Origin of the sequence: Achromobacter spanius, assembly GCF_029637605.1 — a bacterium.
Lineage (GTDB): Bacteria > Pseudomonadota > Gammaproteobacteria > Burkholderiales > Burkholderiaceae_B > Achromobacter > Achromobacter spanius_E.
On the sequence record NZ_CP121261.1, the window covers coordinates 4,215,383 to 4,231,406 of the forward strand.

Below are 16,024 nucleotides of genomic sequence, written 5' to 3' on the forward strand. Positions count from 1 at the left end.
AGACAAAAATGGCATTTTACCCTCCGCCGCTCCGGTGCGCCGCTGGGGGTGCAGAACGCCTACCAGCCCCAAAGGGTGAGGCATGACCGGCTGGGTTATCGTCTTGCCTTACAAATTTGCTGAATTCGCTTCTTATGGCCCTCCTCCCCCCGCCGCGCCTTGTCGCCCTGATCGCCCCCCGCCTGGACGCCGGACCCGCCAGCCGCGCCATTCAAGCGTGTGCGCAGCGCCTGGCGCCCGAGGGCTACTTCCTGACGGCAGGCCCTTGGCACGACCCGGCCATGCTGCCGCAGCTTGCCGCGCTGCGCCCGGCCGCGGCGCTAGTCATCGGTCCGCTGGACGAGCCGACATTGCGGGCCGGCTTGGCGGCGCTGGAAATACCGGTGGTGGAAACCTGGAGCGCCTCGGCGCATCCGCTGGACACCGCCGTGGTCATCGACAACGAAGAGGCCGGCCGGGCGGCGGCGCGTCATCTTGCTGAGAAGCGCCATGCGCTGGTGGCCTGCATCAGCGCCGACAACCCGTGGGAACGCGCGCGGCGCCAAGGCTTCATCAGTGCGGCGGCCGGGCTGGGGCTCGATCGGGTGGCGGATATCGTGCAGCCGGAAGTGCTGCAGATGAACGACGGCCGCATGGCATTCTTGCGCTTGCTGGCCACCAATACGATCTTTGACGCGGTCTTTTGCACGTCTGACCTGCTGGCGGCAGCCGCGGTGTCGGAAGCGCACAATCGTGACCTGCACGTGCCGCAAGATCTGGCAGTCCTGGGTTTTACGGACGACGGGAGCGCCGCGCAATGGGCGCAAGGGCTGACCACGCTTGGGGTAGATGCAGAAGATTTGGGCCGCCGTGCGGCGCAGGTGCTACTGGACCGCTTACAAGGTGAGCTGGCGCCCGGCCAACATCAAACGCTGGACGTAACCTTCGAACCTCGGCTAAGCACGTAGGATGGGTGCAGCGCGAGAGGACGGCTAAAAGAACACCGCCACCGATCGCGCGAAACCCATCAGACGAACGCGATGCTGTAGCGGGATGAATTTAGAACCGGGGCTGTACTGAATGCCGACACAGTCGAGCGTGCTGGGATTCTGCGTTGCTTGATGGCTTTGTGGCGGAATCTGCTAGGACGCTGGCGCTGCTTGATGGGTTGCGCGCGATCGAGCATGGGGTTCTTTTAGCGGGTTTCTCGCGCTTCACCCATCCTACGGTCGTACGGTCCTGCTTCGCGCTTTATACCTCGTAGAGTGGGGGGAAGCCGCTGTCTTGCAATAGCGTATTCGCTTCTTTCAAGAATGCCGGGGTGGCGGTTTCTGGGACTTGGACCAGCCATTGCACCGCTTCCTCTTTCTTGCCGCGCAGCAGCAATAGTCGGCCCAGGTGGAACATGCCGCGAAAGTCGCCGCCCTCGGCGCAACGCTGGTAGCAGTCGAATGCGCGGTCCAGGTCTTGCTCGACTACCTCGCCCGCCTCGTAGAAGCGGCCGACCACGCCGATGGATTTCACATGGCCGGTCTGCGCCGCTTGCTGGTAAAGCGCCAGTGCCGCGGCCTTGTTTTGCGTGACACCGCCCCGGCCGGCGCGCAGCATGTGCGCGTAGTTGTACATGCCCCAATCCAGGCCACGGTCGGCGGCCAGCCTGAACCAGTATGCAGCGACGGTATCGTCAGCCGCCACGCCCCAGCCATTTTCGTAGCAGCGGCCCACCATATTGATGGCCATCGGATGATCGGCATTGGCGGCGCGCTTGAACCAGGCCAGCGCGGTTTCGGGCTGGCGCGCCACGCCCACGCCGTCCAGCAGCATCTGGCCGTAGATGGTCTGCGCTTCGACCAATCCAAGCTCGGCCGCGGCCCCGATCCAGGCGGCGTAGGGTTCCGGCGGGCCCTCGCGCAGCTGGGCCAGTTGCTCCGGCGTGGTCGCGGCGACATCGGCGGCCGTGTAAGAGGTCTTCACTGCGGTCTCCACTGCGGTCTTCAAAGCGTGCTCCTTCTGCGACGCCAGGCGTCCGCCAGATTGTGCGCCAGCGCGTCGCCCACGTCGGTGGGCAAGCGGCGCACGCCGCAGGCCGCCATGTCAACGGTGCGCAGCCCTTCGTAGCCGCAGGGGTTGATGCCCAGGAAAGGGGCCAGGTCCATGTCCACGTTCAGCGACACGCCATGATAGGCGCGCCCGTTGCGGATCTTGATGCCCAGCGCGGCGATCTTGGCCAGTTCGCCACCGCCGGGGCCCAGATCGGGATCCGGCACGTACACGCCCGGCGCGCCGGGCTTGCGACAGGCGCCGTCCACGCCATGCTGCGTCAGCGTGTCGATCACGGCGCCTTCAAGCAGCGTGACGTATTCCTTCACGTACATATCCACACGGCGCAGGTCGAACAGCGCGTACGCCATGACCTGCCCGGGGCCGTGATAAGTCACCTGGCCGCCACGGTCGCAATGAACGATGGGGATGTTGCCGGGGTTCAGCACATGTTGCGGCAGGCCGGCCTGGCCCAGCGTGTAGACCGGCGCGTGCTCGCAAAGCCAGATCTCGTCAGGCGTATCGGCGCCGCGCAGCGAGGTATACGCCTGCATGTCCTGCCAGACCGGCAGATAGTCCGCCGGCCGCGCGAGCCACTTGATCACGGCAATTCCGGTTTACAGAACGATGGACACCATCGGATGGCCGTGCAGGGCCTTGTACAGGTTGTCCAATTGCTCGCGCGAGGTGGCGCGCACGATGAACGTCAGGCCCATGTAGTTGCCGCCTTTGCTGGGCCGCATCTCGACCGTGGCGGCGTCAAAACCGGGGTCGAATTGCAGCACGACGTCAGTCAGCGTCTGGGCGAATTCGGGATGCTGCTTGCCCATGACCTTGATGGGAAAGTCGCTGGGATATTCAATAAGCGATTCTTCGGGCGGAATATGCATGAGTGGACCCTAGAGAGGTGGTTGCCCCTGAATGTTTTTATATGGGGGCAAGCTGCGCACAGGCAAGACCGGCCGGAAGGTCGGGCGGCTGTGGCAGCCGCCCGGTACAGCGGCTTACAGCGCGGCGATGCGGGCATCATAACCCGCTCGCAACTGCTCAAAAACAGGGCCGGGCTTGCCCGAACCCACCGGCTTTCCGTCAAGGGTGACGATAGCCAGCACTTCCTTGGTGGCCGAAGACAGCATCAACTCGTCGGCGGATTCCACCTCTTGCTGGCTGATGCGGCGCGACTCGAACGGGATGCCCGCTGCTTCGGCCAATTCGCCCATCAGGCCGTAGCGGATGCCTTCCAGGATCAGGTTGTTCTTGGGCGGCGCCAGCAGCTTGCCGCCTGACACGACCCAGATGTTGGTGGACGAGCCTTCGGTCAGGTAGCCATCGCGAAACTGCACGACTTCGTCGGCGTTCGCATCCACCGCCTGCTGCTTGGCCAGCACGTTACCCAACAGCGACACCGACTTGATCTCGCAATGCAGCCAGCGTTCGTCGGGAATGCTGATGGCGGCCAAGCCCTGGGTGCGTTGCGCGGCGGGTGGCGGCGACCACGGAGAGATCATGCCGAACACGGTGGGCGTGACCGGCGTGGCGGGAAATTGATGGTCGCGCTTGGCAACGCCGCGCGTGACCTGCAAGTACACGATGCAGGTGTCCAGCGTGGTGCGCGCCAACAACTGTTCAATCAGGCTGACCCAGCCCGCGCGGTCAAACGGCTGCGCAATCCGCAGGGCCGCCAGGCTGCGGTCCAGACGATTCAGGTGCTCGGCCATGCGGAACGCCTTGCCCTGATACACGGGGACGACTTCGTAGATGCCGTCGCCAAAAATAAAGCCGCGGTCGAGGACAGAGATTTTGGCCTCATCCACGCGCAGGAACTCACCGTTGAGATACACCTGGCTTTCGCCCGGCACGCCCGGAATCATGCGGGTCTCCTGAAGGATCAAACGTAAAGGACGAACCGGAATGGTTCGCCCCAGAATGGCAAACGGGCGTTTCGCGTACGAAACGCCCGCTGCTAGCTTACACCCGCGATCGCGCCCATGGCGCGGCGCGGTGCGCTTATTGGAACCAGCGCTTCACGGTGTCGACCATGCGGCCAAAGAAGCCCGCGCGTTCCACGGCATCCTGCACCACCAGCGGTTCGGTGCGCAGCACCTTGCCATCCAGCGTGAATTGCAGCGTGCCCACCTGTTGGCCCTTGGCCAGCGGGGCGATCAGCGGATCGGTGCGCTGGGCCACCGGCTTCAAATCACCGGCCTTGCCGCGCGGCACCGCAATCGACACCGGGTTCGGGGGACCCAGCTTGACGTTGTCAGCCGTGCCTTCCCAGACGCGGGCATCGATACCGGGTTGGCTCTTGTCGAACAGCTTCACGGTATCGAAGTTCTGGAAGCTCCAGTTCAAGAGCTTCAGGCTTTCTTCGGCGCGCGTGGCTTCGCTGTCGGTACCCACCACCACCACCAGGATGCGGCGGTCGCCGCGCACCGCGGTCGACACCAGGCAATAGCCGGCCGATTCGGTATGGCCCGTCTTCATGCCGTCCACCGACGGGTCGGCCCACAGCAGGCGGTTGCGGTTCGGCTGCGTGATCTTGTTGTACGTGTAGCTCTTCTGCTTGTAGTAGTGGAAGTAGTCGGGATGATCGGTGATCAGATGCGCCGACAAGGTGGCCAGGTCGCGCGTGGACGTCACGTGCTGCGGATCCGGCAAACCGGTCGAGTTCATGAAGTGAGTGTTCTTCATGCCCAGGCGCTCGGCTTCCTGGTTCATCAGCGCGGCGAAGGCGGATTCGCTGCCGCCCACGGCTTCGGCCAGCGCCACGGAGGCGTCGTTGCCGGACTGCACGATCATGCCTTGATTCAGTTCGTCGACCGTGACGGGTTTGCGCGGTTCGATGAACATGCGCGAACCGCCCGTGCGCCAGGCGTGCTCGGACACCGGCACCGTCTGCTCCAGCGTCAGGCGTTTTTCTTCCAGTGCGTTGAACACGACATAGGCCGTCATGATCTTGGTCAGCGATGCCGGCTCGACCTTCATGTCGGGGTTGGACGCGGCCAAGGTCTGGCCGCTGTTCACGTCGATGACGATCCAAGCCTTCGCCGCGATGGTGGGCGCCGGAACCGCTGACACATCACCCACCGGCACCGCGCCCGAGGCCGTAGGAGCCGGTGCCGTAGCGCCGGCCGCGGCCGGCGTGGCGGCGGGCGCCTGTTGCGACCAGGCGGGCATCGAGGCCGCAAGCATCGCCGACAACACAGCGCCTGTAACCAGGCGGCGGGTAAAGACAACGGGAGAGTGAACGGAATAAGGCAATTTCTTCATCGGCAACGTGGGTCCCAGGAAAGACGCCCGCTGGCGCGGGGCTGATGGCTGACAATTATAGGCAGGCGATTGGACCGGTCCGCTTCGCAGGGGGTTCCCGGTGCATTTAAAACATGCAACTTGATGCAACCTGACGCCTGGCTGATGCACGCTGACGTCGGCCGACAGCGTCAGTCCAGCGCCACTTTCAACCGCGCTTGCACCAGTTGCCGCAGCACCAGCAGCTTGCCGTGAAAGAAATGAGATGCGCCGGGCACCACCACAACGGGAATCGAACGCGGACGCGCCCAATCCATCGCTTCCGACAGCGGCACCACTTCGTCTTCTTCGCCGTGGACCATCAGCGTGTCGTCCGGCACCTGCACTTCATGGGACTGAAAGCGGTTGACCGCCGGCCCCATCAGCATCAGCGCGCAAGGCAATACCGCATCGCCCGCCTCGGCCAGTGCGGCATAGGTTTGCGCGGCAACGGCGGTGCCGAACGAAAAGCCCGCCAGCACCCAGGGCGCGTCGGCCAGTTCAGGATGCAGTTCGCGCATTTGCGCCACCACCGCCAGCATGTCCTGCGTTTCGCCCACCGACTTGTCGAACTCGCCTTCCGACTGACCCACGCCACGGAAGTTGGGGCGCACCGCCACCAGGCCATGCTGCACGCAAGCGCGCGACAGGGTTGTGACGACCTTGTTTTCGCGCGCACCGCCTTGCAAGGGATGTGGGTGCAGGACCAGGGCCCAGCCTCGCGGCGTGCCTGCAGGCCAATCGACGGCGCAATCGATGCGGCCGGCGGGGCCGGTGAAGGCGTGAGTATCAGAGCGTGCGGACATGGATCAACTCAACGTGCGTAAAGAGAATGGAAAAGCGGGAAACGGAAAACGGAAAACGATGTTAACCGCCCGCTTTGGCGGCGGGCGTCATCGTGGCCGGCGTCGTCGTTGCAGGCTTCATCGTGGCGGGGGCCATGGTGGTGGCCAGCCATTGCGCCAACTGGTCGGCCGCCTGGTCGGTGGCTTGCCGCAACGCGGCCACCCCGCCCGCGGCGTCCTGCGTGGGCGCGGGCGCCTGCACCAGGATGCGGGTTTGATCGACGACCGAGCGGCCATTGACCAATACCGCCTGCAGCAGGATGCGCCCCTGGCTGGTCTGGCCGTCTTCCGAGAACACCTGTTCGAACTGCGACAGGGAAACCTGCAATTGCGGCGTCTGAAGATTGACGCGATCAGCCAGAACGGGACCCTGACGCGACAGGCGGTCGGTAATGCGCTGGCGCACCAGCTCGGACGGCGCCGATGCCCAGCGGTAGGTGGCATAGGCCTTGGGCGCGGCGCTGTCGCCCACCCGCCAGATCACGCCGGTATCCGACAAGGCGGGCGACGCCTGGAAGCTCATCGCAATGGGTGCGCGTGCCGGCAAGGCGGGGGCTGGCTGGGCGTCCAGCCCCAGGTCGAAGACTGACGGCGGCGCAGGCACGCGGCCAATACCGCAACCCGCAAGCGCCAGCGTCAACGTCAAGGTCACAGTCAGGGTCAACGTCCGGGTCACCATCGAAACGGCGCAACGCATCTTCAGCATCTTCATTTGGGCTGCCTCCCGAAACCGGCGAACCCGGCTTCGCCAGGCCCAGGCGCAACAGGCGCCGGGCCGAACAAGAACGATTGCGGCGTGCTGTCGACACGGCGCAGGGTCACGGCCGCTCCGCGCGCAGCCGCGCTGACGTTGCCGGCCATGTTGGTAACGGCGGGCAAGGTCTCGCCGTCCAGCCGGGCGGCGGCCAGGGCGATGTCGTTCAGGCTGCGCGTGGCCACTGACAAGGGGCCATCGGGCGCGTTCAGGCGTGCCACCGCCTGGCGAGCCTGCTGCGCCAGATCGGCAATCTCGCGCGCTGCGCGATCCGCCTGGCGTGAGGTGTTGTTCAGCGAATCCAGCAGCGGGCCCAGCTTGGCCATCGTGGGCGCCAGGTCGCGGCTGGCTTGCCGCAATGACTGCGTGATGTCGGTGGCGTTTTGCAGGCTGGCGGTCAGCGCTTGCACGTTCTGTTCGCTCAGCACGCGGCGCAGTTGCTCGGTGGCTTCTTCCACGTTTGAAATCAGCTTGCCGCCGCGTTGCTCGATACGGTCAAGAAAGCCCGGGCGCAGCGGAATGGCGGCGGGATTTTCCGCCGTGGACGTCAGGCGCTTGATCGACGAGCCGTCGTCGCGCAGCTCGACATTGGCCATGCCCGTCACGCCCTGCACGCCCAGTTCGGCCCAGGTCGATTCAGTGATCGGCGTGTTCGGCGCCACGCCGATGCGGATGCGCACCTGGCCCGGCTTCTTGGGGTTCAGCGCCAGCGACTGCACCTTGCCCACCGGCACGCCCTGATAGCGCACGGCCGATTGCGGGTTCAGGCCGCTGACGGCCGTGGCCGAGATGATTTCGTACGTTTGCAGTTGGGTCCGGTCCCGGCCAATCCAGACGGCCACCAGCACGGCGGCGGCCAGCAGGACCAGCGTGAAGATGCCGGCCATGAGCGCATGACTACGGTTTTCCATGATGCAATCCCTTCGGCGCCAGATCCCCAAGCGCGCGCAAGCCGCGTTCGCCCAGGAAGAACGTGTGAATGAACGGGTGATCGACCTTCAGTACTTCCGGCACCGTGTCGCACACGATCACCCGCTTGTCCGCCAGCACGGCAACACGGGTGGCCAACGCCAGCAGCGTGTCCAGATCGTGCGTCACCATGACGACGGTAAACCCCAACTGCCGATGCAGGCTGCGCACCAGGTCCACGAATTCGTCCGAGCGCAGCGGGTCCAGGCCGGCCGTGGGCTCGTCCAGGAACAGCAATTCCGGGTCCAGCGACAAGGCGCGCGCCAGCGCCACGCGCTTGACCATGCCGCCGGACAAATCCGACGGCCGCTTGTCGGCATCATTGGCCGTCAGCCCCACCATGGCCAGCCGGCACATGACGACGTCGCGCACCAGGTCTTCCGGCACCGTACGCAGTTCGCGCAGCGGCAAGGCCACATTGTCGAACACGGACAAGGCCGAGAACAGCGCCCCCGCCTGAAACAGCATGCCCCATCGGTACGACAGGCGCCGGCGCTCGCCGGGCGTCAGGTCAAACAAGGAATGCCCCAGCACTTTCACGCTGCCGGCGGCGGGCTGGTCCAGGCCGATGATCTGCCGCAGCAACACCGTCTTGCCCGTGCCCGAACCGCCCACCAGCACCAGGATTTCGCCCGGGAAGACGGTCAGGTCAAGGTTGTCGTGAACCACATGGTCGCCAAAGGCCGTACGCAGTCCGCGCACCGTGATGACGGGTTCAACCGTGATGCTGTCATCGGTGAACAATCGATGTTGCAGGGCGCTGTTCATCAGATGCCCACCGAACTGAAGATGATGGCGTACAGCGCATCCAGCAAAATCACACCAGTAATTGATGTAACCACGGATGTGGTGGTGCCGCGCCCCAGGCTTTCGGTATTGGGCTGGATGCGCAGGCCGAAGTGGCAGGCGATCAGCGCGATCAGGATGCCGAAGGTCACGCCCTTCAGGATGCCGATCCAGTAATTGGTCAATGAAATGGCGTCAGGCAGCGACGTCAAAAACCACTGCGCCGACACGCCCAACTGCACTTGCGCGGCCAGCATGCCGCCCAGGAGCGCCATGGCGCTTGTCCAAAGGGACAGCAGGGGCATGGTTACCGCCAACGCCAGCACGCGCGGCAGAATCAGCCGTTGGCCGTGTGAGATGCCCATGACCCGCATGGCGTCCAGTTCCTGAGTGACCCGCATCACGCCAATCTGCGCGGTGATGGCAGAGCCCGACCGGCCCGCCACCAGAATGGCGGCCAGCACCGGCCCAAGCTCGCGCACGATGGACACGCCCAACAGCCGCACAATGAAGCGGTCGGCACCAATCATTTGAAGCTGCTGCGCCGACAGATACGACAGCACCACGCCAATCAGGAACCCCACCAGCGCCGTGATGCCCAGCGCCTGCGCGCCGGTTCGATACACCTGCGCCGAGATCTCGCGCCATGGACCCAGGCGCGGACGGCGCAGCATGCTGCCCAGATCCAGAATCAGTTGGCCCAGCATGATGAGCAGGGCCCGGCCGTTCTCGGCGGCTTGGAATATGGCCCCGCCCAGGGCGCGGACCCACGTCCAGGATTCGGGCTTGGACGGCGCCGCCTGGACCTCGCCCTTGTTCATGGCCAGCGCGTTGAATACATCCTGCTGGCCGGCCGACCAGCGCACGCGCTCGGGCAGCTTTTCGCCCCAGGCCTGCCAGATGAGCAAGGCGCCGATGGTGTCCAGCCGACTGATGCCATGCAGGTCCCAACGCACGCCCTCTTCAGCGGCCCGCGCCATTGCGGTGCGCCGGCGTTCGACTTCGCCGGCCTGGGCCAGGGCCAGAACGCTCCAGTCGCCCGCCACATGGCAAACTTTCCCGTCCTGACGGAAAGGCGCGGCGGCGGACGCGGATGAAGCGGAATGCGGCATGTAGGCGGAGCACCGATGCGAAATGTATCGCCAATGATAAACGCTAGAGGGCTGAAAGGCCGCGAGGGCGGGCCGCGTGCCCTACAATCGCCGCCATGCCTGATCACGTTCGCCCTATCGACCTGCCCGCGCCGGAAGCCCTGGCCCGGGAGCTAGGCTCGCGCCTGCCCGTATTCCAAGACATCGCCTGGACCGGCGACACCGGGTCGACCAATGCCGACCTGCTGGCGCGCGCGCGCTCAGGCGCCGGGGCCGGTAAACCGTGGCTGCTGGGCAGCCATCTACAAAACGCCGGCCGTGGCCGCGCGGGACGTCCCTGGCAAAACCAGTCTGGCGCCACCTTGATGTTTTCCTGCGCTTACGACGTCCATCTGCCTGCCGCGCAATTGCCCGCGCTGTCTCCCTTGGCCGGCGTAGCCGCCTGCGAGGCACTGCGCGCGGTGGCCGGCCCACGTGCGCGCGGCCTGTGCATGAAGTGGCCGAATGATGTGCAGTGGCACGACGCCAAGCTGGCGGGCGTGCTGGTGGAAACCACCCGCAACCCGGGCGGCCGCGAAGCCGGCTACACCGTCGTCATCGGCATGGGCGTCAACCTGACCGACGCGGGCGAACTGTCCCGCGCGTTGGGCCGCGAAGTGGCCGACTGGACCCAGGTGCAAGCCGAATCAGACCGCCAGGCCAGCGCCGCCGACCTGGTCTGCGCCAGCGCCACCGCCTGGCTGGAAGCCGTCCAGACCCTGGAACGCGAAGGTTTCGCCGCGTTCCGCCAGCGTTTCAATCAGGTCGACGCCTTAGCGGGCAGGCCGGTGAACGTGCTGGAGAAAGGCGATATCCTACTTAGCGGCACCGCCTGTGGCGTAGACGAACACGGGCGCCTGCTGGTGCAAACGCCCGAGGGCGCCACACCGATCTCGATCGGTGAAATTTCGATTCGACGCCAAGCATGATTATTCTTATCGACTCCGGCAACAGCCGTCTCAAGGTGGGTTGGCTGGACGCCAGCAACCCCGACATGCCCCGCGAACCGGCGGCTATCGCCTTCGACGGCCTGGACCTGGATGCGCTGGACGACTGGCTGGCCGCGCTCCCGCGCCGCCCTCTGCGCGCGCTGGGCGTGAACGTGGCGGGCGAGGCGCGCGGCACGGCCATCGCCGCCACCCTGCAAAAGCATGGCTGTGCGGTGACCTGGTCGCCGTCGCAGGCGACCACGCTGGGGCTGGTCAACAGTTACCGCGTGCCGACGCAACTGGGCGCCGACCGCTGGGCCTCGCTGCTGGGCGTGCTGTCGCGCCTGCCCGGCGCGCATCCTCCCTTCGTGCTGGCCAGCTTCGGCACCGCCACCACCATCGACACCGTCGGCCCTGACAACGTCTTCGCGGGCGGCCTGATCCTGCCCGGCCCCGCCATGATGCGCAGCGCGCTGGCCCACGGCACCGCCAACCTGCCGATTGCCAATGGCCAGGTCGTGGCCTATCCCGTCGACACGCACGAAGCCATCGCCTCGGGCATCGCCGCAGCGCAAGCCGGCGCGGTGGTGCGCCAATGGCTGGCGGGCCGCCAGCGCTATGGCCAGACCCCGCAGATCTACGCGGCGGGCGGCGGCTGGCCCGAAGTGCATCAAGAGATTGAACGCTTGCTGGCCGACGCCGGCGGCGCATTCGGCGCGGCCCCCGTGCCGGTATACCTGGATCACCCCGTCCTGGATGGCCTGGCCGCGGTCGCGCGCGCCACCCTGGACACCCACGCCTGAGCGAGGTCTTCCGCCATGCGAGTGCTATTCATCCTGATCGTGCTGGCGAATTTATGGGTGCTGGCGCTGGGCCAGGGCTGGATCGGCGTGCGCCCGGAGGATGAGGGGCGGGATACGCGGCGGTTCAGTCAGGAACTGAATGCGGATGCGGTGAAGCTGGTGGGGCGGGCGACGCCTTAGTTTGGGGCTGCGTGCGGCGCCTTAACTGTATGGCGTCTTGACCTGGTGCTGTGACGTCTTGCCTGGTGCACCGTCTGGTGCAGAGCTGCTGGGGTGCGGCGCCTGCGGCGTCTTGCCCTGATATCGCCAACGCCTTCTCGGGCGTTACATCCCATCGCAGTTGATCCGCTGATCAACCTAACCAATGCGCCAGCGCGTCCATCGTCCGGCGGGTCGCACCGGCATGCAATTCAAACCACGCACGCGCCGCCCGGCTCGCGCGTTCGCGACTGACCTCATCCCGTGACCAGGCCAGCGCAGCATCCACGGCCTGCGCTGGATCGGGTTCCCGCAACGCTGCGCCCGCCGCAATCGCGTCGTCAGCCGCTTGCAGAAAATTGAACGTGTGCGGCCCCACAATGACGGGCACTCCCGCCGCACACGCTTCGATCAGATTCTGGCCGCCCAGCGGCGCAAAGCTGCCTGCCACGATGGCCACGTCTGACGCCGCGTAGTAGAAGGCCATCTCCCCCAGCGTGTCGCCAAGCAGCACCGACGTCTGTGCCTCGGGTTCACTGCCGCTGCTACGCCGGACAAACGGCAATTGCGCGTCGCTCAGCAGTTGAGCCGCCTCGTCAAAACGTTGCGGGTGACGCGGAATCAGCACGAACAGCGGCGCGCCCGGCTGGCCGCTACGGCGTTTAATGGCCTCGATGAAGAGCGCGTCCTCGCCCTCGCGCGTGCTGGCAATTGCGATCACCTGGCGGCCCAGACGTGTACGCCATGCCTCACCCGCCTGGACCTGCACCGCTGGCAACACCAAGTCGAATTTCAGGTTTCCGGTGACGATGGGCTCGGATGCGCCCGCCTGCTTCAGGCGCCCCGCATCTTCGGAGGTCTGCGCCAACACCAGATCCAGCCCTGCCAGCGCTTCGCGCATCACGCTGCCCATGCGCCCCGCCTGCCGCAATGACGACGCAGAATAGCGGGCGCTGACCAGCGCCATGGGAACTTGTGCGCGGCGGGCGGCGGCCAACAGGTTCGGCCAGATCTCGCGTTCGATGAGCAAGCCGCAACGCGGCTGATAGCCCTGCATGAAACGGCGGGTTGAACCGGGAAAGTCATAGGGCAGCCAAGCCTGACGCAACTGCCCCCGGCCGATGGCGTCGTCGAACAAACGCTGGCCCTCGGCACGGCCCGTGGCGGTCATATGGGTCAAGAACACGGGCAGGCCACGGTCAAGCAAGGCTTGCAGCAGCGGCTGTGCGGCACGCGTCTCGCCCAGGCTGACGGCGTGCACCCAGACCGGGGCTGACCAGGGGAAATGGGCGAAAATGGGGGCGGAAGCGGATGCGAGATCGACCGAAGTTGAAGCGGAAGCCGACGCCGGAACTGAACCGGAAGCCGAAGGTGGTGATTCAATCGGGAGGCCGAAACGTTCACGTGAGAACACACCCCACTCACCACCGGCACGCTTGGCGCGGCGCGCCATCCATAACCAGAGCAGCGGCGCCAACGCCCGAAGAGCCAGCGTATAGACGCCGCGGTTCATATCACTGGGCGGCCAGAGCCTGCTCGACAGCGGCCATGACCGCTTCACGCGATGGCGAAGCGCCTCGGTCGCCCAGGCTGGCGGTGTAGTTCGAGCCGACAAGCGGCGTGCGGACCGGCGTGGAGGCGCGGTAGATGCCAATGGTCGGGCGGCCCAACGCGGCCGACAAGTGCGTCAGGCCACTGTCCAGCCCCACCATCAGGCGCGCGCCGGCAAGCAGGCGCGCCACTTCCGTCAAGTCCATGCGAGGCATCACTTCCGTCCCGTCCATTCCGGCCACCAGCAAGCTGGCGCGTTCGGCTTCGGATTCGTTACCCGCCAGAAGCTTCAGGGTGCATCCGGCCTCGCGCAAACGGCGGAACACCGCGCGCCAATCTTCTTCGGGCCAGAGTTTGTCGTCACGGCTGGCCGACGGCATGATCACCGCGTAACCGCGGTCGTTTTCCAGATGATGCAGGCGCGGCAGCTCGCCAGCGTTCAAGCCCGCGCTGCCGACTTCGATGACGGGCTCGGCCGGTTGCGCCGCCTGACGCACGAAGTTCTGCAAACCGAAATCCGGCAAGCCGGCATGCTGATAGCCAAAGGTCAGCCCCGCCAGCTTGCGCTGACGGATCACGGCGGGCTGCCAGAATTCCACACGATGGCGCACGTTGTAGAACAACGAGGCCAGCGGCTCACGCGCCGAGCGCCAGTCCAACCCATGGCGCACCCCGCGCGCCTGGCGCACAAGCCACGCGGACTTCAGCAACGCCTGCATGTCCAGGACGATGTCGTATTGCGTGGAGCGCAAGCGCTCTTTCAACGCCTTGCGTTCGGCGCGCACCTGCGAAGACCACCAGGACTTGCGCCAACGGCGATGCGCGACCTTGATGATTTCATTGACAGCCGGGTGCCACGAGGGGATCTCGGCAAACGCTTCTTCGACGACCCAGTCGATCTTTGCGTCCTGGATATATCTGGCAATGTCCGAAATCGCGGGAAGCATATGCACTAGATCGCCTAATGACGATGTACGGACGATGAGAATACGAGTCGGCATCAATTGAAATGGAAGATTTGGACTGCTCGTCGCCCCCCCTCTCTTCAAGTATTATTACGCTCTATTCCGGGTGGGGTAGTCGAGTTATCCCGGCAATTTACAACAAAACAACTTAATCTCCGATGACCGCTAATCCAGTTACCGACCGTAAGGTCCGTTTCGCCCTGGTTGGATGTGGGCGCATTTCCAAGAATCACATCGGTGCAATCGCCCAACACAGCGATCGTGCAGAGATCGTGGACGTTTGTGACACCAATCCCGCTGCGCTCAAGGCAGCAGCCGAAGCAACGGGCGCAACTCCTCACGCGTCGCTGACTGAATTGCTGGCGAATAGCTCGGCAGACGCGGTCATCCTGGCCACGCCGTCCGGCCTGCACCCTTGGCAAGCGATCGAAATCGCGCAATCTGGCCGCCATGTCGTCAGCGAAAAGCCCATGGCGACGCGCTGGGAAGACGGCAAGCGCATGGTCAAGGCTTGTGACGAAGCGGGCGTTCGGCTCTTCGTGGTCAAGCAAAACCGCCGCAACGCCACGCTGCAACTGCTCAAGAAAGCCATCGACCAAGGCCGTTTCGGCCGCATCTATATGGTCACCGTCAACGTCTTCTGGACCCGGCCCCAGGAGTACTACGATGCAGCGCGCTGGCGCGGCAAGTGGGAATGGGACGGTGGCGCCTTCATGAACCAGGCCAGCCACTATGTAGACTTGCTGGATTGGCTGGTCGGCCCGGTCGAAAGCGTCTACGCCTACACGGCGACGCTTGCTCGCCGCATTGAAGCGGAAGATACTGGCGTGGCCGCCGTCCGTTGGCGGCATGGCGCAATGGGTTCGATCAACGTCACCATGTTGACGTATCCGCAGAACTTGGAAGGCTCCATCACAATTCTCGGCGAAAAGGGCACAGTCCGCGTAGGCGGCGTCGCCGTCAATCGCATTGACGAATGGAAGTTCGCCGACGAAAGCCCCGACGACGACAAGATTCGCGAGGCAAACTACGAAACCACGTCGGTCTATGGCTTCGGTCACCCGCTGTACTACGACAACGTGATCCGCACATTGCGCGGCGAATGCGAGCCCGAGACGGATGGCCGCGAAGGGCTTCAATCCCTGGCCCTGCTGACCGCGATGTACCGATCGGCGCGCGACGGCATCCGTGTTCCATTGCCGCTGGACTGATCCCATGACTATTCATTCCACTGCAATCATTGACGAAGGCGCCCAGATTGGTACGTCCAGCCGCGTCTGGCACTGGGTTCATGTCTGCTCCGGGGCGGTGATCGGCGAAGGCTGTTCCCTGGGTCAGAACGTGTTCGTCGGTAACAAGGTAAAAATTGGGGACCGCGTCAAAATCCAGAACAACGTCTCGGTATATGACAATGTCACGCTCGAGAATGACGTGTTTTGTGGTCCGAGCATGGTCTTCACGAACGTTTACAACCCGCGCGCCGCAATCGAACGCAAGAACGAATACCGCAATACACTGGTGCGCCAGGGTGCCACGCTGGGCGCCAACTGCACCATTGTGTGCGGCGCCACGATCGGCAGTTTTGCGTTCGTCGGCGCGGGGGCCGTGGTCAACAAAGACGTACCTGATTTCGCTCTGGTTGTAGGTGTCCCAGCCCGCCAGATCGGCTGGATGAGCCGCCACGGCGAACAACTCGACCTACCTCTTACTGGTAACGCGCAGGCGACTTGTCCCGCGACCGGTGATCAATACACGCTCAAGGATGGCGTTTGCCAATTAGTGTGAAC

General features: G+C 64.9%; 18 protein-coding genes. 6 read left to right on the forward strand and 12 right to left on the reverse strand.

Annotated features, from left to right (window positions below; genetic code table 11):
• The first annotated feature begins 134 nt into the window (after positions 1–134).
• Positions 135–947 (forward strand): substrate-binding domain-containing protein, encoded by an 813-nt coding sequence (locus P8T11_RS18800; RefSeq protein ID WP_268080573.1) that lies wholly within the window; start codon positions 135–137, stop codon positions 945–947.
• Between the two features lie 283 nt (positions 948–1,230).
• Here P8T11_RS18800 and P8T11_RS18805 read toward each other — a convergent pair whose 3' ends face one another.
• The 10 genes from P8T11_RS18805 to P8T11_RS18850 all read right to left on the reverse strand — a co-directional run bounded on the left by P8T11_RS18805 (position 1,231) and on the right by P8T11_RS18850 (position 9,773).
• Positions 1,231–1,953, reverse strand: coding sequence for a tetratricopeptide repeat protein (locus P8T11_RS18805; RefSeq protein WP_268080572.1), 723 nt, complete (start codon positions 1,951–1,953; stop codon positions 1,231–1,233).
• A gap of 20 nt (positions 1,954–1,973) precedes the next feature.
• Positions 1,974–2,624 carry a lipoyl(octanoyl) transferase LipB gene (lipB, locus tag P8T11_RS18810; RefSeq protein ID WP_268080571.1) on the reverse strand — a complete coding sequence of 217 codons (651 nt, stop codon included), beginning with the start codon at positions 2,622–2,624 and terminating at the stop codon, positions 1,974–1,976.
• A gap of 12 nt (positions 2,625–2,636) precedes the next feature.
• The gene (locus tag P8T11_RS18815; protein ID WP_006216435.1) at positions 2,637–2,909 is read right to left on the reverse strand and encodes a YbeD family protein; all 273 of its coding nucleotides are present in this window, start codon (positions 2,907–2,909) and stop codon (positions 2,637–2,639) included.
• 114 nt (positions 2,910–3,023) lie between these two features.
• Entirely contained in the window at positions 3,024–3,890 is an 867-nt protein-coding gene (locus tag P8T11_RS18820; RefSeq protein ID WP_268080570.1) for a D-amino acid aminotransferase, read from the reverse strand.
• 136 nt (positions 3,891–4,026) lie between these two features.
• Positions 4,027–5,289, reverse strand: coding sequence for a D-alanyl-D-alanine carboxypeptidase family protein (locus P8T11_RS18825; protein ID WP_268080569.1), 1,263 nt, complete (start codon positions 5,287–5,289; stop codon positions 4,027–4,029).
• Positions 5,290–5,459: 170 nt separating this feature from the next.
• A complete protein-coding gene (locus P8T11_RS18830; protein WP_268080568.1) occupies positions 5,460–6,113 on the reverse strand; it encodes an alpha/beta hydrolase in 654 nt (217 codons plus the stop codon).
• 61 nt (positions 6,114–6,174) lie between these two features.
• Positions 6,175–6,831 (reverse strand): ABC-type transport auxiliary lipoprotein family protein, encoded by a 657-nt coding sequence (locus P8T11_RS18835; protein WP_268082322.1) that lies wholly within the window; start codon positions 6,829–6,831, stop codon positions 6,175–6,177.
• Positions 6,832–6,860: 29 nt separating this feature from the next.
• The gene (locus P8T11_RS18840) at positions 6,861–7,817 is read right to left on the reverse strand and encodes an MlaD family protein (protein ID WP_268080567.1); all 957 of its coding nucleotides are present in this window, start codon (positions 7,815–7,817) and stop codon (positions 6,861–6,863) included.
• Complete coding sequence (locus P8T11_RS18845) at positions 7,804–8,643, reverse strand: ABC transporter ATP-binding protein (protein ID WP_100853848.1); 840 nt, start codon at positions 8,641–8,643, stop codon at positions 7,804–7,806. Before P8T11_RS18845 ends, P8T11_RS18840 begins: the two co-directional genes overlap by 14 nt.
• Entirely contained in the window at positions 8,643–9,773 is a 1,131-nt protein-coding gene (locus tag P8T11_RS18850) for an MlaE family ABC transporter permease (RefSeq protein WP_268080566.1), read from the reverse strand. Before P8T11_RS18850 ends, P8T11_RS18845 begins: the two co-directional genes overlap by 1 nt.
• A gap of 95 nt (positions 9,774–9,868) precedes the next feature.
• On the opposite strand from P8T11_RS18850, the gene P8T11_RS18855 reads away from it, so the two are divergent.
• From P8T11_RS18855 to P8T11_RS18865, 3 genes are read left to right on the forward strand one after another with little or no spacing between them, the layout of a single operon-like run.
• On the forward strand, positions 9,869–10,720 hold the full coding sequence (locus P8T11_RS18855) for a biotin--[acetyl-CoA-carboxylase] ligase (RefSeq protein ID WP_268080565.1): 852 nt from the start codon (positions 9,869–9,871) through the stop codon (positions 10,718–10,720).
• Entirely contained in the window at positions 10,717–11,523 is an 807-nt protein-coding gene (locus P8T11_RS18860; protein ID WP_268080564.1) for a type III pantothenate kinase, read from the forward strand. The genes P8T11_RS18855 and P8T11_RS18860 overlap by 4 nt, the downstream gene beginning before the upstream one ends.
• Before the next feature lie 15 nt (positions 11,524–11,538).
• Positions 11,539–11,703, forward strand: a complete 165-nt coding sequence (locus tag P8T11_RS18865) for a hypothetical protein (protein ID WP_268080563.1) — start codon at positions 11,539–11,541, stop codon at positions 11,701–11,703.
• Between the two features lie 172 nt (positions 11,704–11,875).
• Here P8T11_RS18865 and P8T11_RS18870 read toward each other — a convergent pair whose 3' ends face one another.
• On the reverse strand, positions 11,876–13,234 hold the full coding sequence (locus tag P8T11_RS18870) for a 3-deoxy-D-manno-octulosonic acid transferase (RefSeq protein ID WP_268080562.1): 1,359 nt from the start codon (positions 13,232–13,234) through the stop codon (positions 11,876–11,878).
• 1 nt (position 13,235) lies between these two features.
• Positions 13,236–14,273, reverse strand: a complete 1,038-nt coding sequence (gene waaC / locus P8T11_RS18875) for a lipopolysaccharide heptosyltransferase I (protein ID WP_268080561.1) — start codon at positions 14,271–14,273, stop codon at positions 13,236–13,238.
• A 122-nt stretch (positions 14,274–14,395) separates the two neighbouring features.
• Here waaC and P8T11_RS18880 point away from each other — a divergent pair, with 122 nt between their 5' ends.
• Positions 14,396–15,448, forward strand: a complete 1,053-nt coding sequence (locus tag P8T11_RS18880; protein WP_268080560.1) for a Gfo/Idh/MocA family protein — start codon at positions 14,396–14,398, stop codon at positions 15,446–15,448.
• 4 nt (positions 15,449–15,452) lie between these two features.
• The gene (locus tag P8T11_RS18885) at positions 15,453–16,022 is read left to right on the forward strand and encodes an acyltransferase (protein ID WP_268080559.1); all 570 of its coding nucleotides are present in this window, start codon (positions 15,453–15,455) and stop codon (positions 16,020–16,022) included.
• Positions 16,023–16,024: the final 2 nt, after the last annotated feature.

What these genes read in the sequence shown, in the direction of transcription:
- P8T11_RS18835 (WP_268082322.1), bottom strand. Translation starts at nt 6,831, where the DNA reads ATGGTGACCCGGACGTTGACCCTGACTGTGACCTTGACGTTGACGCTG.
- P8T11_RS18870 (WP_268080562.1), bottom strand. Translation starts at nt 13,234, where the DNA reads ATGAACCGCGGCGTCTATACGCTGGCTCTTCGGGCGTTGGCGCCGCTG.
- P8T11_RS18860 (WP_268080564.1), top strand. Translation starts at nt 10,717, where the DNA reads ATGATTATTCTTATCGACTCCGGCAACAGCCGTCTCAAGGTGGGTTGG.
- P8T11_RS18840 (WP_268080567.1), bottom strand. Translation starts at nt 7,817, where the DNA reads ATGGAAAACCGTAGTCATGCGCTCATGGCCGGCATCTTCACGCTGGTC.
- waaC (WP_268080561.1), bottom strand. Translation starts at nt 14,273, where the DNA reads ATGCCGACTCGTATTCTCATCGTCCGTACATCGTCATTAGGCGATCTA.
- P8T11_RS18845 (WP_100853848.1), bottom strand. Translation starts at nt 8,643, where the DNA reads ATGAACAGCGCCCTGCAACATCGATTGTTCACCGATGACAGCATCACG.
- P8T11_RS18850 (WP_268080566.1), bottom strand. Translation starts at nt 9,773, where the DNA reads ATGCCGCATTCCGCTTCATCCGCGTCCGCCGCCGCGCCTTTCCGTCAG.
- P8T11_RS18830 (WP_268080568.1), bottom strand. Translation starts at nt 6,113, where the DNA reads ATGTCCGCACGCTCTGATACTCACGCCTTCACCGGCCCCGCCGGCCGC.
- P8T11_RS18825 (WP_268080569.1), bottom strand. Translation starts at nt 5,289, where the DNA reads ATGAAGAAATTGCCTTATTCCGTTCACTCTCCCGTTGTCTTTACCCGC.
- P8T11_RS18855 (WP_268080565.1), top strand. Translation starts at nt 9,869, where the DNA reads ATGCCTGATCACGTTCGCCCTATCGACCTGCCCGCGCCGGAAGCCCTG.
- P8T11_RS18865 (WP_268080563.1), top strand. Translation starts at nt 11,539, where the DNA reads ATGCGAGTGCTATTCATCCTGATCGTGCTGGCGAATTTATGGGTGCTG.
- P8T11_RS18815 (WP_006216435.1), bottom strand. Translation starts at nt 2,909, where the DNA reads ATGCATATTCCGCCCGAAGAATCGCTTATTGAATATCCCAGCGACTTT.
- P8T11_RS18885 (WP_268080559.1), top strand. Translation starts at nt 15,453, where the DNA reads ATGACTATTCATTCCACTGCAATCATTGACGAAGGCGCCCAGATTGGT.
- P8T11_RS18820 (WP_268080570.1), bottom strand. Translation starts at nt 3,890, where the DNA reads ATGATTCCGGGCGTGCCGGGCGAAAGCCAGGTGTATCTCAACGGTGAG.
- P8T11_RS18880 (WP_268080560.1), top strand. Translation starts at nt 14,396, where the DNA reads ATGACCGCTAATCCAGTTACCGACCGTAAGGTCCGTTTCGCCCTGGTT.
- P8T11_RS18800 (WP_268080573.1), top strand. Translation starts at nt 135, where the DNA reads ATGGCCCTCCTCCCCCCGCCGCGCCTTGTCGCCCTGATCGCCCCCCGC.